Genomic DNA, 17,020 nt, shown 5'->3' on the forward strand with positions numbered 1-17,020 from the left:
CGTATACTTCTAATCAAATCCAACTGGCCCGTTTGGACCAGTCACGAGGGTATGTCTTACTTTTGTCTTTAATAAACTCTTTAAACTGAATCGTTTATAGAATTGGATTACAGATCAAGCAGCAGACGAGTTGGGTCTTCCAAGAAGTCTTTAATGGCGACTAAGAAGCCAACTGACTCACGGCCATCAATAATACGATGGTCATATGAGAGAGCTAGGTACATCATGGGCAGGATTTCAACCTGACCATTGACTGCCATTGGGCGATCTTTAATGGCGTGCATGCCTAAAATCGCGCTTTGTGGCAGGTTTAAAATTGGGGTAGACATTAACGAGCCAAATACACCACCGTTAGTCACAGTGAAGTTACCGCCAGTCATATCCGCCACAGTCAGCTTGCCATCACGGCCTTTAATCGCCAGATCGCGTACTGCTTTTTCGATATCAGCCAAGCTCATGGTATCGGTGTCACGCAGCACTGGTGTTACCAGACCACGTGGTGTAGATACTGCGATGCTCACATCGAAGTAGTTGTGGTAAACGATGTCGTCACCGTCGATTGACGCGTTCACTTCAGGGAAGCGTTTCAAGGCTTCAGTTACCGCTTTAACGTAGAAAGACATGAAACCTAAACGGATACCGTGGCGCTTTTCAAAGATATCTTGATACTGCTTACGGATATCCATGATTGGCTTCATGTTCACTTCGTTGAAGGTCGTGAGCATTGCGGTAGAGTTTTTCGCTTCTAATAAACGGTTAGCGATAGTCTTACGTAAACGTGTCATTGGTACACGTTTCTCGCTGCGACCCGCCGCTAAAGGTTGTACCGCAGGAGCCGCAGGTGCTACAGCCGCTTTAGGTGCAGACTTGATAAAGGCTTCAACGTCTTCTTTAGTGATACGTCCACCCACACCAGTGCCCTTCACTTTGCTAGCATCAACATTGTGTTCAGCCAGTAAACGGCGTACTGATGGGCTTAACGCATCGTTAGACTCTTCTGTCGCAGCAGGTGCAGCAGCTTCAGCTTCAGCTTGCGCTTTAGTCACTTCTTGTCCAGAAACCGCGCCAGCAATAAACTTAGCAATCACTTGCTCGCCCAGAACGGTGTCGCCTTCGTGGAATAAAAATTCACCAATATGACCATCTTCTGGTGCAACCACTTCCAGCACCACTTTGTCAGTTTCAATATCAACCAGATTTTGATCACGAGAAACTTGTTCACCCACTTTTACGTGCCAAGTGGCGATAGTTGCGTCGGCAACAGATTCTGGCAGTACGGGTACCTTGATTTCGATACTCATGAAAAACGATCCTTTTTATAAAATGTCTATGACTACAGTCTTATCAATTAGAGCTTTAACGCACTGTTCACTAAAGATTCTTGTTGGTGAGCATGCAGCTCTGGGTAACCACAAGCTGGTGCAGCAGACGCTTCACGGCCAGCATAGGTCAGTTTTGCACCCGCAGGGATAGCAGCCCAGAAGTGATGTTGGCTAGAGTACCAAGCACCTTGGTTTTGCGGCTCTTCCTGACACCATACAAAATCCTTCACATGTTGGTAATCAGCTAAGGCTGCAACCATTTCTTCATGCGGGAACGGATATAACTGTTCGACACGGATTATTGCGACGTTATTGATATTTTCTTTACGGCGTTTTTCCAGCAGCTCGAAGTATACCTTACCGCTACAGAACACCACGCGATCGACCTTGCTCGCCTCTAACGTATCGATTTCTCCGATCACGTTTTGGAAGCTGCCATTAGCCAATTCTTCCATGCTAGAAACCGCTAATGGGTGACGTAGCAATGATTTAGGTGACATCACGACCAGTGGACGACGCATTGGGCGCACCACTTGGCGACGCAGCATATGGTAAACCTGAGCAGGCGTTGATGGCACACACACTTGCATATTGTGGTTAGCACATAGCTGCAAGAAACGCTCTAAACGGGCGCTTGAGTGTTCTGGACCTTGGCCTTCATAGCCATGTGGTAACAGCATGGTCAGACCGCATAAACGGCCCCACTTCTGCTCACCAGAGGACAAGAACTGGTCGATAACCACTTGCGCACAGTTGGCAAAGTCACCGAATTGTGCTTCCCAAATCGCCAGACCGCCGGGTTCTGCGGTTGCATAACCGTATTCGAAGGCAAGTACTGACGCTTCAGACAATACTGAGTCAGTGATGTCGATTGGGCCTTGGTTTTCGGCAATATTACGCAGTGGTAAATACGTAGTCGCATCGTTTTGGTTGTGCAGAACCGCATGACGGTGGAAGAAGGTTCCACGACCAGAGTCTTGACCAGTAATACGAACACGTTGTTTATCTTCAAGAATCGTTGCGTAAGCTAAGGTTTCAGCAAAGCCCCAGTCGAGTAACTTCTCACCTTTTGCCATCGCGACGCGGTCACTATAAATCTTAGCAACACGGGATTGCAGTGAATGGCTTTCAGGCACGTAGCTCAACTTATCGGCTAGTTTCTGCAAACGTTCGATAGGCAGTGAAGCGTCATAGGCTTCATCCCATTCGCGACCAATGTAAGGAGTCCAATCCACGGTGTGCAGTGTCATTGGACGCCATTCTTTCACTACGCAATCACCTTGATCTAAGGCATCACGATAAGTGTTGATCATGCTGGTCACATCATCGGCAGCAATGGTGTTTTCTGCGATCAGTTTGTCAGCGTAAATCTTACGTGGCGTTGGGTGTTTCTTGATCTTGGCATACATCAGTGGCTGAGTTGCACTTGGCTCATCAGCTTCGTTGTGGCCATGACGGCGGTAACACACTAAATCAATCACCACATCACGTTTAAATTCGTTACGGTAATCAACGGCCAACTGCGCAACAAAGGCAACCGCTTCTGGATCGTCTGAATTTACGTGGAAAATCGGCGCCTGTACCATCTTAGCGATGTCAGTACAGTATTCAGTTGAACGCACATCGTGGTGATTTGAAGTGGTAAAGCCCACTTGATTGTTGACAACGATGCGGATACTACCACCCACTTTAAAGCCACGGGTCTGAGACATGTTGAATGTCTCTTGTACGATACCTTGACCAGTAATGGCAGAGTCACCGTGGATTGTGATTGGCATCACCTGTAAACCATCTTTACAACCGCGGCGGTCTTGACGAGCACGTACAGACCCCATAACCACAGGGTTAACGATTTCAAGGTGAGACGGGTTAAAGGCCAGCGCTAAATGCACATTGCCACCCGGTGTTTCAAAGTCAGATGAAAAACCTTGGTGGTATTTCACGTCACCAGAACCATGAGTATCAGCATGCTTACCCGCAAACTCATCAAACAGTTCAGCAGGACGCTTACCTAATACGTTCACAAGGACGTTCAAACGACCGCGGTGAGCCATACCGACGACGATTTCTTTAGTGCCCGCTTCACCTGCACGATAAATAATTTCGCGCATCATAGGTACTAGTGCATCACCGCCTTCTAACGAGAAACGTTTCGCACCAGGGAATTTAGCACCTAAGTATTTTTCAATGCCTTCAGCAGCATTTAGGCCTTCAAGAATGCGGGTCTTAACGTTTTTATCGTAGTTGGCTTTACCTAAGGATGGTTCGAGACGTTGTTGGATCCAACGCTTTTCATCGGTGTCGGTAATATGCATGTATTCGGCGCCGATAGAACCACAGTAAGTGGCTTTTAGCGCTTTCACTAAATCAGCCAACTTCATGGTTTCGCCGCCATGGGCGAATGAGCCAGTGTTGAACTCACGCTCCATGTCTTCTTTAGTTAGACCGTGGAATGCGGGATCTAAATCGGCAACAGGTTCACGTTTCCACAAACCTAACGGGTCAAGGTTAGCACCTTGGTGACCACGGAAACGGTGGGCGTTGATTAGCTGTAGCACTTTAACTTGCTTAGCATCCAACTCAGGATCGGTCACACGAGCTGCGCTCTTATGACGTCCTTCCATCGCTAAACTGCGAAAATAATCACGTACTTTTGAGTGGGCCGCTTCTGGCGCGTCTTTAGAGGCACCGTTCACCGGAGGGAGATTATCAAAAACCGCACGCCAATCGTCAGAAACTGACTGAGGGTCTTCTTGATAGGCTTCATACATCTCTTCTACGTAGGTCGAATTTGCACCACTTAAGTGAGATGATTCGAGCCAGGCTTTCATGATGCCTTGGTGCATTTCTATTCCTTTCAAACTTTATACACGTGCTTAGCCATAGTTTTTTTATGTGATCTCAGGTCAGGACCTTTGATACATAATTTCTGCCGCCCCTAGAATATCCAGATTTCACGGCGCGTTGTCTTCCATTACATACACAAAAGAGCCACCTTCTATGCCCAGAAAGTGACTCTTTGAGAGCTATATTATTATTGATTTCAGCTCAGGTTCTCGCATTACACCGCTCGCTTAAGCAGCATTGACTTAATATGACCGATTGCTTTGGTCGGATTAAGTCCTTTTGGACAAACGTCAACGCAGTTCATGATGCCGTGGCAACGGAACACGCTGTAGGCGTCGTCCAGCTCAGAAAGACGTTCTTCTGTTGCTGTATCGCGACTGTCGATCAAGAAACGGTAAGCATGCAGCAGACCGCTAGGACCGATAAACTTATCAGGATTCCACCAGAATGATGGACAAGCCGTTGAACAACAGGCACACATGATACATTCATAAAGACCATCTAAATGGGCACGTTGTTCAGGTGACTGTAAATGTTCACGAGCAGGCTGCTTATCATCGTTGATAAGGAAGGGTTTAATCTTCTCGTATTGCTTGTAGAACTGAGTTAAATCAACCACTAAATCACGTACAACTGGCATACCTGGCAGTGGACGAATTTCCAACTTCTTACCTTTAAAAGTAGAGATTGGGGTAATACAAGCCAGACCGTTTTTACCGTTCATGTTCAGGCCATCGCTGCCACAAACACCTTCGCGGCAAGAACGACGGAACACTAAGGTTGGGTCTTGTTCTTTTAACTTGATCAGTGCATCGAGCACCATCATGTCAGTGCCAGCAGCCACTTCAAGGCTGTAATCCTGCATGTAAGGTTTTGTATCTACATCAGGATTGTAGCGATAAACTGCAAATTCCAATTTCATCTTTGCAACTCCTACTAGTAGGTACGTTTCTTCGGCGGGAAAGCTTCACGCAACTTAGGCGCCATATTCACAGCACGACGGTCCATGGTTTCAGTCACAGGGTCAAACAAACTGTGGCATAGCCAGTTTTCATCGTCACGCTCTAAATAGTCTTCACGTGAGTGAGCACCACGGCTCTCTGTACGGAAGTTAGCAGCATAAGCGGTAGCAATCGCCGTCGCCATCAAGTTGTCTAATTCTAAACACTCGATACGTTGGGTGTTAAACTCACGAGAGTTATCAGACAATTTAGCATTTTCTAAACGCTTACGGATGGCTTTTAACTGCTCTAAACCTTCGGCCATGGCATCGCCACGACGGAATACAGAGAAGTTTAATTGCATGCAAAGTTGTAAATCCTTACGGATTTGCACAGGATCTTCGCCATCTTTATTGTTTTCCCAGCGTTGTAAACGTGCCAGAGAAGCTTGAATATCAGCATCAGTCGCATCCTTAGGATCGGCAGTCTCATCGAGCGCTTTACCTAAGTGTTGACCAGCTGCACGGCCAAAGACCACTAAATCTAGCAATGAGTTACCGCCTAAGCGGTTCGCGCCATGTACAGACACACAGGCAATCTCACCCACAGCAAACAGACCCACTACGTCTTGCTCAGTGCCGTCAGCATTCTTACGAATAACCTGACCGCTCACCTTAGTTGGCAGCCCACCCATCATATAATGACAAGTTGGCAGAACAGGGATCGGACCATCAGCCGGATCTATATGAGCGAAGGTACGAGATAATTCACACACGCCTGGTAGACGGGCTTCTAAAGTCTCTTTACCTAAGTGATCGAGTTTCAGTAAGCAGTGTGGGCCTAATGGACCATCTAAACCACGGCCTTCACGGATTTCGGTCATCATAGAACGTGCAACTACGTCACGAGATGCCAAATCCTTCGCGTTTGGTGCATAACGCTCCATGAAACGCTCGCCGTCTTTGTTCAGCAGGTAACCACCTTCACCACGACAACCTTCAGTCACAAGTACACCCGCGCCAGCGATACCGGTTGGGTGGAATTGCCACATTTCCATATCTTGCATCTGAACACCAGCACGCATCGCCATGCCAACACCGTCACCGGTATTGATGTGTGCGTTTGTGGTTGAGGCGTAGATACGGCCTGCACCGCCAGTAGCGAGTACAGTGGCTTTGGCTTTGAAGTAAACGATTTCACCCGTTTCGATTTCAATCGCAGTACAACCTACGATGGCACCGTCATGGTTTTTCACTAAATCGAGGGCATACCACTCAGAAAACACTTGAGTTTTGTGTTTAACGTTCTGTTGGTATAAGCAGTGAAGCAGTGCGTGACCAGTACGGTCTGCCGCAGCAGCGGTACGCGCCGCTTGCTCACCACCGAAGTTTTTAGATTGACCACCGAAAGGACGTTGGTAAATCTTACCGTTATCGAAACGAGAGAATGGTAAACCCATGTGCTCGAGTTCAATAATGGCTTCTGGACCGGTTTGACACATGAATTCGATAGCGTCTTGGTCACCGATAAAGTCGGAACCTTTTACGGTATCGTACATATGTTGTTCCCAATGGTCTTCATGGGCGTTACCTAACGCAACTGTGATACCACCCTGCGCAGATACGGTATGAGAACGGGTTGGGAATACTTTAGATAAAAGCGCACAGCTCTTACCTTCTTTAGAAATCTGTAATGCTGCACGCATACCGGCACCGCCGGCACCAATCACTACAGCATCAAACTCACGTACTGGAATACTCACTTAGACACCCCACACAATAACAATGCCGGCCGCCAGATAACAAAAGACGGTGACGACGAAGGTGAACTGTAAAACACCGCGTAACGAAGTGCACTTGACGTAATCCGTCAATACTTGCCATACACCAATCCAGGCGTGAACAAGCAGTGCAACCAGCGCAAGCAGGGTAAACACTTTCATTGGCAGAGCACTAAACAGGCCGTGCCAAACGTCATAGGTGAGAGGGGAACTACATGCAATAAAGCCAACCATGAAAATGGTGTAACAGGCGAGGATTACTGCACTAGCGCGTAGTAGAATAAAGTCATGAACACCACTGCGTCCAAAACTTGCTGCATTGGTTACCATACCCATAACCCCGCTAAAATTGAAAAGGCTACCGTCAGTACAAATACAGCTTTCGCTGAGGCGGTGCCCGAAGCCAACTCTTCCCAACGACCGGTATCCATTACTAAGTGGCGTAGGCCACCGAATAAGTGATAAGCCAGTGCAGTCAAAATGCCCCACATGATGAACTTCACAACGAAGTTATCAAACAGAGATTGTACGCCTGCGAAACTTTCAGCGGAGGCTAAAGATGAATTTAGCAACCAAATAAGAATGCCAACAGCGAATAGCATGATGACACCGGATACACGGTGAAGAATTGACACAATCGCTGTTGCAGGAAAGCGAATGGTCTGCAGATCTAAATGGACAGGTCTTTGCTTTTTCACGTTCTGCTCACTCAGCTCCATTGAGCATTTTTTTTGTTATGTGAACCGCTTTTGTACAAACTTTAAACCAAGGGGTAATTCAAGGCAAAAGTAAACACAAAAGCAAAGTTTAAACAAACAGATAACTATTTGAACACTCACCTATTTAACATGTAAATAAAGGGTGCTTTAACATCATCGTTTGCAGCCATTATTAGGCGGAGGCAAGTATACTCGCGGGAAATGTCAAATACAAACATCACAGAATGCAAATTTTGTTTTTTTAAGGATATTTTCACCTAAGTGCCAGTTGTGGCAAGGAAAGTAAAGCGTTTTATACCATGGTCTAACAAATTTAAACGCTTATTTAAATTGAAATGTGATCTAGAATGGCTGTAAAGTAATGGCGGTTTGACATGCCGCACTCACAGATAAGAACGAAGTAAGGAGAACGGGGTATGGCTGATTTAAAAGCCAAATTAGAATTACCAGGGAACGACTCGATAGAATTGCCAGTAAAGCAAGGATCCGCTGGTTTTGACGTAATCGATATCAGTAAACTTGGCAGCAAGGGTTACTTCACTTTTGATCCAGGTTTTCTCGCGACAGCCTCCTGTGAATCTGCAATTACCTATATCGATGGCGATCAAGGTATATTGTTACACCGCGGCTATCCAATCGAGCAACTCGCCGTTGACTCAGATTACTTAGACCTGTGTTACCTGCTGCTTTACGGTGAACTGCCGACGAAAGAGCAATATGCTGAATTTGTACACACAGTAAAAACCCACACTATGGTTCATGAGCAACTCGCCTTCTTCTTTAGAGGTTTCCGTCGTGATGCTCATCCTATGGCGATGTTGTGTGGTGTTACTGGTGCATTGTCTGCATTTTATCAAGACTCACTCGATGTCAACGATCCTCGCCACCGCGAAATCGCCGCTTATCGCCTAGTCTCCAAAATGCCAACGATTGCTGCTATGTGCTACAAGTACTCTTCAGGCCAGCCATTCGTTTATCCACGTAATGACTTAAGCTATGCAGGCAACTTCTTAAGCATGATGTTTGCCGTTCCTTGTGAAGAGTACAAGGTAAACCCAATTGTTGAACGTGCTATGGACCGTATCTTCATTCTTCATGCGGATCACGAACAAAACGCGTCAACGTCAACCGTACGTTTAGCCGGTTCTTCAGGCGCGAATCCATTCGCGTGTATCGCTGCGGGTATTGCTTCTCTATGGGGCCCTGCACACGGCGGCGCGAACGAAGCTTGTCTACAAATGTTAGAGGAAATCGGTTCAGTAGACCGTATTCCTGAATTCATTGCCCGTGCGAAAGACAAGAACGACCCATTCCGTCTGATGGGCTTTGGTCACCGTGTTTACAAAAACTTTGACCCACGTGCTAAAGTGATGCGTGAAACCTGTCACGAAGTGTTAAAAGAGCTAAAAGTACAAGATCCATTATTAGATGTCGCCATGGAACTTGAGCGTATTGCGCTAGAAGATGAGTACTTCATTTCGAAGAAACTCTATCCAAACGTCGACTTCTACTCAGGCATCATCATGAAAGCCATTGGTATTCCTACCAGCATGTTCACTGTACTGTTCGCATTAGCGCGTACTGTGGGTTGGATTGCTCACTGGAAAGAAATGTTGGATCAACCTGGTCACAAGATCAGCCGTCCACGTCAGCTTTATACTGGCGAGACTGCGCGTGACTTCGTCGACCTAGATAAACGCTAAGCACTGCGGTTTATCGATTCAAAGCGCCCTCAAGGGCGCTTTTTTATTGCCATTTATCTCACTCTAACTCTAGGCATGTTCTACTAAGACAGTAGCCCCTCACCCGATGACATGTTTCTTGCCCCACGATGAAAACTTATTTAGCATTTTTCATCACTTTTTAAACTTTTTAGCTACATATGGCGTATTCATCTTAGCGCAAAATCGTCAAAAATAATAATTAACAAATAAAAACAGCAACTTAATAAGTGGCACGTTTTATGCTATTCAGCATCATTATATTCAAACAATAGGTAACAGTTCTTATGGAAAAGTCTAAAATGATTAAGTTCGCCCTACCCGTTTTATTAGTGTCAATGTTGGCGGCTTGTGGTGAAGAGGAAGTAGCTAAAAAAGAAGAAAAATATGCTATTCCCGTTGAAACGACGACCGTGATTCAGGGTAATGTCTCTTCTTTTTACAGTACTACGGCCACCCTTGAAGCCCCACAGGAGGCGAATGTTGTCAGTCGAATCGCTGGCCTAATCGAAGCCATTAATGTGGAAGAAGGCGACCGCGTTAAAAAAGGACAAATACTAGCGGTTATTGATGCCAAACGTCAGCAATATGATTTAGATCGTTCCGAAGCGGAAGTTAAAATCATTGAGCAAGAGTTAAACCGCTTAAAGAAAATGAATAATAAAGAATTTGTTAGCGCTGACTCTATGGCCAAGCTTGAATACAACTTGCAAGCAGCTATTGCTAGACGGGATCTTGCCGAACTACAAGTGAAGGAAAGCCATGTGGTTTCGCCCATTGATGGCATTATTGCCAAGCGGTATGTAAAAGCGGGCAATATGGCTAAAGAGTATGGCGAATTGTTTTATATCGTTAACCAAGATGAATTGCACGGCATTGTGCATCTACCAGAGCAGCAATTAACCAGTTTGCGCTTAGGCCAAGAGGCTCAAGTATTTAGCAATCAACAGAGTAAAAATGCTATCCATGCAACTGTACTACGTATCAGCCCTGTCGTGGATCCACAAAGCGGCACATTTAAAGTCACTTTGGCCGTACCAAATCAAGACGCCCGCCTAAAAGCGGGGATGTTCACTCGGGTCGAATTAAAATATGACACCCATGAAAATGTGATTACCGTGCCCTACAGCGCCTTAATCAATCAAGATAATAAGCAAGCCTTGTACGTCATTGACGGCACCAATGCTAACCGTCGCGAAGTTCAAATCGGATACCGCGAAGGTGATTTAATTGAAATTGTTTCTGGTATCAAGCCTGGCGAACTCGTCGTTACCCGTGGTCAGCAAAATTTGAAAGACCAGTCCTTAGTTGAAGTCATTACCCCACTCGATTTGGCCTCAGCGAAGAACTGATAGGAGTCTTTCATGTCAATCATTAGCACCTCAGTTAAACGGCCAGTCACGGTATGGATGTTCATGCTGGCCATTATGTTATTTGGTATGGTCGGATTTTCGCGCTTAGCGGTAAAACTCCTACCCGATTTAAGCTACCCCACCTTAACCATTCGAACCATGTACGACGGTGCTGCGCCCGTTGAAGTGGAGCAACTGGTCTCAAAACCCATTGAAGAAGCCGTCGGTGTGGTGAAAGGCTTACGTAAGATCAGCTCTATTTCTCGCTCAGGCATGTCCGATGTGGTACTTGAGTTTGAATGGGGCACCACTATGGATATGGCAAGTCTCGATGTGCGTGAAAAACTCGACACTATCGCCCTGCCGCTCGATGTTAAAAAGCCATTACTACTTCGCTTTAACCCCAACCTTGATCCTATCATGCGCCTAGCGCTGTCTGTACCAAATGCCACTGAGACAGAGCTCAAACAGATGCGTACCTACGCAGAAGAAGAGCTTAAGCGCCGCCTAGAGGCTCTTTCTGGGGTTGCCGCTGTGCGTTTATCCGGCGGTTTAGAACAGGAAGTGCATATTCAGCTCAATCAGGAAAAATTATCCCAACTCAATTTGAATGCCGATGACATTAAGCGTCGCATCAACGAGGAAAACATCAACTTATCTGCGGGCAAAGTGATCCAAGGCGACCGCGAATATCTGGTACGAACCCTTAACCAATTCAATTCATTGGAAGAACTAGGGCAAGTGATCGTTTATCGCGACGCACAAACCTTAGTACGTCTATTTGAAGTCGCTACGATTACCGATGCCTTTAAAGAGCGCAGCGATATCACCCGTATCGGTAGCCAAGAATCGATAGAACTGGCTATTTATAAGGAAGGTGATGCAAACACGGTCGCCGTTGCCAAAAAATTGCGCGATGAGCTATTGAAGATCAACAAAGATCCTCAGCAGAACAAACTGGAAGTGATTTACGATCAATCCGAGTTTATCGAAAGTGCTGTCAGTGAAGTGACCTCTTCAGCGTTAATAGGCAGTATTTTGTCCATGCTGGTGATTTATCTGTTCCTGCGCAATATTATCCCGACGCTGATTATCTCTATCTCAATCCCCTTCTCGGTGATCGCTACCTTTAACATGATGTACTTTGCCGATATCAGCTTAAACATCATGTCATTAGGTGGTATTGCGCTGGCGATTGGTCTGTTGGTTGACAACGCGATTGTGGTACTCGAAAACATCGACCGCTGTCGCAGTGAAGGCATGAGTAAATTGGATGCTGCGGTAACGGGCACAAAGGAGGTTGCTGGCGCGATTTTCGCCTCGACAATGACGACGCTCGCGGTGTTTGTTCCCTTAGTTTTTGTCGATGGTATTGCTGGCGCCCTCTTTTCAGATCAAGCCTTAACGGTGACCTTTGCGCTCTTGGCCTCCTTACTGGTTGCCTTAACCTCGATTCCTATGCTGGCCTCACGGGAAGGATTTAAAGCTTTGCCGGAGCTCATGAATAAAACGCCGAAGGAAAAACCGACCACTAAACTTGGCAAATTAAAACACTATAGTGCGACGGTGTTCTCCTTCCCGATTGTGTTGCTATTTAGTTACTTGCCGAGTGCCTTACTCACCTTAGTGTTGATTATTGGCCGCTTCTTTTCTTGGTTGTTTGGCTTAGTGATGCGCCCGCTGAGCAATGGCTTTAATGTTGTGTACCACAGTATAGAGTCTATTTACCATAAGCTACTGGCTTTGGCGCTGCGTAAGCAAATCATGACGTTACTACTGACAATTGGGATCACTGGTGCCTGTATTAGCTTGCTTCCCCGTTTAGGAATGGAATTAATTCCACCGATGAACCAAGGGGAATTCTATGTTGAAATACTGCTACCACCTGGCACTGCTGTAGGTGAAACCGATAGGGTCTTGCAACAACTGGCGATGTCGATTAAAGACAGACCAGAAGTGAAACATGCCTACAGCCAAGCGGGTAGCGGAGGGTTAATGACCTCAGATACCGCTCGTGGTGGCGAAAACTGGGGCAGATTACAGGTCGTACTTGGAGATCACAACGCCTATCATCAGGTAACGCAAGTGCTACGAGACACGGCGCGCCGCATCCCCGAGCTTGAGGCAAAAATCGAGCAACCTGAACTCTTTAGCTTTAAGACGCCATTGGAGATTGAGCTAACAGGCTACGATTTAACCTTACTAAAACGCAGTGCCGATAACCTTGTTAAGGCGTTGTCAGCATCTGATCGCTTTGCCGATGTAAATACTAGCCTGCGTGATGGTCAGCCAGAATTGAGCATCCGTTTCGATCATGCTCGTTTAGCCGCATTAGGAATGGATGCCCCGACGGTTGCCAATCGCATTGCCCAACGTGTTGGTGGCACTGTCGCCAGTCAATATACGGTTCGTGATCGCAAGATTGATATTCTCGTTCGGAGTCAACTGGATGAGCGGGATCAAATTAGCGACATCGATACCTTAATTATCAACCCTGACAGCTCCCAACCCATAGCCCTTAGTGCAGTAGCAGAAGTATCACTGCAATTAGGCCCATCGGCGATTAACCGTATCAGTCAACAAAGGGTGGCCTTGGTATCGGCAAACCTTGCCTACGGCGACTTAAGTGATGCCGTAGCCCAGGCACAGCAAATCCTGTCTACGCAGGTATTGCCGGCATCGGTGCAAGCCCGTTTCGGTGGCCAGAATGAGGAAATGGAGCATTCATTCCAATCACTAAAAATTGCATTGATCCTAGCGGTGTTCTTGGTATACCTCGTGATGGCAAGCCAATTTGAGTCACTGCTGCATCCATTGCTCATTTTATTCGCTGTACCAATGGCACTGGCTGGAAGTGTGCTTGGTCTTTATATCACCCAAACCCATCTAAGCGTGGTGGTCTTTATTGGCCTTATCATGCTGGCGGGGATCGTCGTCAATAATGCCATTGTATTAGTGGATAGAATAAATCAACTACGTGCTGAGGGCGTGCAGAAGCTTGAAGCCATAAAAGTCGCAGCGAAATCCCGTCTTCGCCCGATTATGATGACAACGCTCACCACTGTACTAGGTCTGCTCCCTATGGCATTAGGGCTAGGCGATGGCTCAGAAGTTCGCGCACCAATGGCGATTACCGTGATATTTGGCTTGAGCTTATCGACGTTATTAACCTTGATTGTAATCCCAGTGCTCTATGCCCTGTTTGACCGTAAAGAGTTTACGCATACCACCACTGAGCAAGACAACACGGCAGAAACTGCGGAGGCTCGCCTATGAACCTCACCCATCTAGCGATAAAGCGCCCTGTCACCACCAGCATGTTTTTCTTTGCTATCTTGCTGTTTGGTCTGGCTTCTAGCCGTCTATTACCGCTCGAAATGTTCCCCGGTATTGATATTCCGCAGATTGTCGTGCAAGTGCCTTATAAAGGCTCGACTCCTGCAGAAGTGGAACGCGATATCACTAAGGTGCTCGAAGAGTCGCTCGCCACCATGGGCGGTATCGATGAACTTGAATCAGAGTCCTCCCAAGAGGGCGCTGAAATTGAAATCAATATGAAATGGGGCGAAAACGTTGCCACAAAAAGCTTAGAAGCACGCGAAAAAATCGATGCCGTGCGGCATTTATTGCCCAAGGATGTTGAGCGGGTATTTATCCGCCAATTTTCCACTGCCGATATGCCTGTACTCACTATACGCATTTCGAGCGACCGCGAGCTCTCTGGTGCATTCGATTTACTCGATAAGCAGCTAAAACGACCATTAGAGCGGGTGGAGGGCGTCTCTAAGGTGAGTCTCTATGGGGTTGAACAAAAGCAGATTGAAGTGCGGATCAATGCAAATAGACTCGCCGCCAGCGGTTTTTCAGCGACTGAATTACAAGCTCGTCTCGGGCGCGAAAACTTCGTGTTAAGTGCTGGCACCTTGAGAGAAAGTAACCTCGTTTATCAAGTCTCCCCTAAGGGGGAATTTAGAAACCTTGAGGATATTAAGTCGCTGGTGTTAATCCCTGGACTGACCTTAGGCGATGTTGCCGATGTGCAATTTTCCCTGCCTGAGCGCAGTGAAGGACGCCATTTAGATCAACACTATGCGGTGGGTTTAGATGTATTTAAAGCCTCCGGCGCCAATTTGGTGGATGTGTCCGACCGCGTACTTAAAGTCATTGAGCAGGCCAAACAAGACCAACAATTTCAAGGTATCCGTTTGTTTATTATGGAAGATCAAGCCTCAGGCGTGAAATCCTCTTTATCGGATCTACTGCTGTCGGGATTGATCGGTGCGTTGTTATCATTTGTCGTGCTTTATCTGTTCCTAAGAAACCTCAAGATGACCCTAATTGTGGTGTCCTCAGTACCAATTTCTATCGGTATGACGTTAGCCGCCATGTATCTGCTCGGTTACAGCTTGAATATTCTATCGATGATGGGCTTGTTATTGGCTGTAGGTATGCTTATCGATAACGCCGTTGTGGTCACCGAAAGTGTACTGCAAGAAAAACAAGGTAACTCACTCAAAACCAGCGCCCAAGACAATGAAAACGCTGTTATGACGGGGGTCGATAAGGTGAGTCTTGCTGTACTGGCGGGTACTATGACTACAGCGATTGTGTTTTTACCCAATATTTTTGGGGTAAAAGTTCAGCTGACTATTTTCCTTGAGCATGTAGCCATTGCGATTTGTATTTCGCTGGCAGCATCACTTTTGGTGGCTAAAACATTAATTCCATTGATGTTGACTAAGTTCCACTTTGAGATTGCACCAGAGAAATCTGCGGGTAAATTGCAAAGTTTCTACAATCGCAGTCTTAATTGGGTGCTTCTCAGACCTTGGCGTTCAGGGCTGATCGCCATCGCGATTCTCGCATCTACCGCCCTGCCCTTGTCAATGGTCAAGCAGGATCAAGAGGACAGTCAAAGTAAAGAGCGAATTTACATCAACTACCAAGTTGAAGGGCGCCATAATCTCAACGTGACCGAAGCGATGGTGGGTCAAATGGAGGAGTATCTTTATAAAAATAAAGAAAAATTCCATATTGACTCTGTGTATAGCTACTATGCTCCCGACGAAGCCTCATCGGTCATCTTATTGAAAAAAGATCTGCCCATGTCCCTTGATGAACTGAAGAAGAATATTCGCAGTGGCTTTCCTAAGTACTCCATCGCTAAACCTCAGTTTGGCTGGGGTGACGATAATTCGGGTGTACGCGTCACCCTCACTGGACGCTCCACCTCAGAGCTTATCTATTTGAGTGATCAAGTGTTGCCATTACTCTCGACGATCAAAGGCTTAGTGGATGTACGTTCTGAAGTCAACGGTGCTCAACAGGAAGTGGTTATCCGTATTAATCGGCAAATGGCGGCAAGACTGGATTTAAAACTGAACGAAGTAGCTTCCAGCATTTCAATGGCACTAAGAGGGACACCACTGCGCTCATTTAGGCACGATCCAAACGGGGAACTGCGTATCGAAATGGCCTATGAGAAGGAATGGCAAAAATCCCTCGATAAGCTTAAGCAATTGCCGGTAGTGCGAATCGATCAACGCCTTTACACACTTGATAACCTTGCCAGTATCGAAATCCAACCTAGATTCGATACCATCAAGCACTATAATCGCCAAACTTCGCTGTCTATCGGAGCGAACTTGGATAATCTCACCACAGAGGAAGCCCAAACTAAGATCAAACAAGTGATGGAGAATGTGCGTTTTCCTGATGGCTATAACTATTCGCTACGGGGCGGTTTTGAACGCCAAGATGAAGACCAAAGTATCATGGCAATCAATATGTTACTTGCTATCGCTATGATTTACATCGTGATGGCGGCACTATTTGAGTCCTTGTTATTACCGACGGCCATTATTACCTCAATCCTCTTCTCGATAACCGGGGTGTTTTGGGCGTTGCTGCTCACAGGCACGCCTATGTCGGTCATGGCGATGATCGGTATCCTGATTTTAATGGGCATCGTGGTAAATAACGGTATCGTCTTGGTCGATCAAATCAACCAAATGACACCCGATCTCGATAAGCTGTCGGACACCATTCGCGAAGTGTGTATTACCCGTTTGCGCCCGGTACTGATGACAGTAGGAACAACCGTACTAGGTTTAGTGCCACTGGCGATGGGCGATACCCAAATTGGTGGCGGCGGCCCGCCATATTATCCGATGGCAATTGCCATTATTGGCGGCTTGTCTTTCTCAACCGTAACTAGCCTATATTTGGTGCCATTGTGTTATCAACTCCTCTATAGAATGCGATACCGCGCCGCAGTGCGACTTGGCGAATCGAATCGTATCGCCCAAAAACTCTTACCGTGGACAGCCAAAACATGA

General features: G+C 46.6%; 10 protein-coding genes. 4 read left to right on the top strand and 6 right to left on the bottom strand.

Annotation, left to right across the window (positions count from 1 at the left end; genetic code table 11):
* Window positions 1-107 precede the first annotated feature (107 nt).
* From odhB to sdhC, 6 genes are all read right to left on the bottom strand, one after another.
* The gene (odhB, locus tag KXJ80_RS15135; protein WP_218738395.1) at window positions 108-1,301 is read right to left on the bottom strand and encodes a 2-oxoglutarate dehydrogenase complex dihydrolipoyllysine-residue succinyltransferase; all 1,194 of its coding nucleotides are present in this window, start codon (window positions 1,299-1,301) and stop codon (window positions 108-110) included.
* A 47-nt stretch (window positions 1,302-1,348) separates the two neighbouring features.
* Window positions 1,349-4,168 carry a 2-oxoglutarate dehydrogenase E1 component gene (sucA, locus tag KXJ80_RS15140; protein ID WP_037417459.1) on the bottom strand — a complete coding sequence of 940 codons (2,820 nt, stop codon included), beginning with the start codon at window positions 4,166-4,168 and terminating at the stop codon, window positions 1,349-1,351.
* 215 nt (window positions 4,169-4,383) lie between these two features.
* Entirely contained in the window at window positions 4,384-5,091 is a 708-nt protein-coding gene (locus tag KXJ80_RS15145) for a succinate dehydrogenase iron-sulfur subunit (protein ID WP_037417461.1), read from the bottom strand.
* Window positions 5,092-5,105: 14 nt separating this feature from the next.
* Window positions 5,106-6,872 carry a succinate dehydrogenase flavoprotein subunit gene (gene sdhA, locus KXJ80_RS15150; protein ID WP_218738394.1) on the bottom strand — a complete coding sequence of 589 codons (1,767 nt, stop codon included), beginning with the start codon at window positions 6,870-6,872 and terminating at the stop codon, window positions 5,106-5,108.
* On the bottom strand, window positions 6,873-7,220 hold the full coding sequence (gene sdhD / locus KXJ80_RS15155; RefSeq protein WP_011622411.1) for a succinate dehydrogenase, hydrophobic membrane anchor protein: 348 nt from the start codon (window positions 7,218-7,220) through the stop codon (window positions 6,873-6,875).
* Entirely contained in the window at window positions 7,214-7,609 is a 396-nt protein-coding gene (sdhC, locus tag KXJ80_RS15160) for a succinate dehydrogenase cytochrome b556 subunit (protein ID WP_011622410.1), read from the bottom strand. Before sdhC ends, sdhD begins: the two co-directional genes overlap by 7 nt.
* Window positions 7,610-8,025: 416 nt before the next feature.
* Here sdhC and KXJ80_RS15165 point away from each other — a divergent pair, with 416 nt between their 5' ends.
* The 4 genes from KXJ80_RS15165 (at window position 8,026) to KXJ80_RS15180 (ending at window position 17,020) form a co-directional block, all read left to right on the top strand.
* Window positions 8,026-9,312, top strand: a complete 1,287-nt coding sequence (locus KXJ80_RS15165) for a citrate synthase (protein WP_218738393.1) — start codon at window positions 8,026-8,028, stop codon at window positions 9,310-9,312.
* A 305-nt stretch (window positions 9,313-9,617) separates the two neighbouring features.
* Entirely contained in the window at window positions 9,618-10,682 is a 1,065-nt protein-coding gene (locus KXJ80_RS15170) for an efflux RND transporter periplasmic adaptor subunit (protein WP_037417471.1), read from the top strand.
* Between the two features lie 12 nt (window positions 10,683-10,694).
* A complete protein-coding gene (locus KXJ80_RS15175; RefSeq protein WP_099457925.1) occupies window positions 10,695-13,958 on the top strand; it encodes an efflux RND transporter permease subunit in 3,264 nt (1,087 codons plus the stop codon).
* Window positions 13,955-17,020, top strand: a complete 3,066-nt coding sequence (locus tag KXJ80_RS15180; RefSeq protein WP_218738392.1) for an efflux RND transporter permease subunit — start codon at window positions 13,955-13,957, stop codon at window positions 17,018-17,020. The genes KXJ80_RS15175 and KXJ80_RS15180 overlap by 4 nt, the downstream gene beginning before the upstream one ends.

This window comes from Shewanella xiamenensis (assembly GCF_024971755.1).
GTDB classification, from domain to species: Bacteria; Pseudomonadota; Gammaproteobacteria; order Enterobacterales; family Shewanellaceae; genus Shewanella; species Shewanella xiamenensis.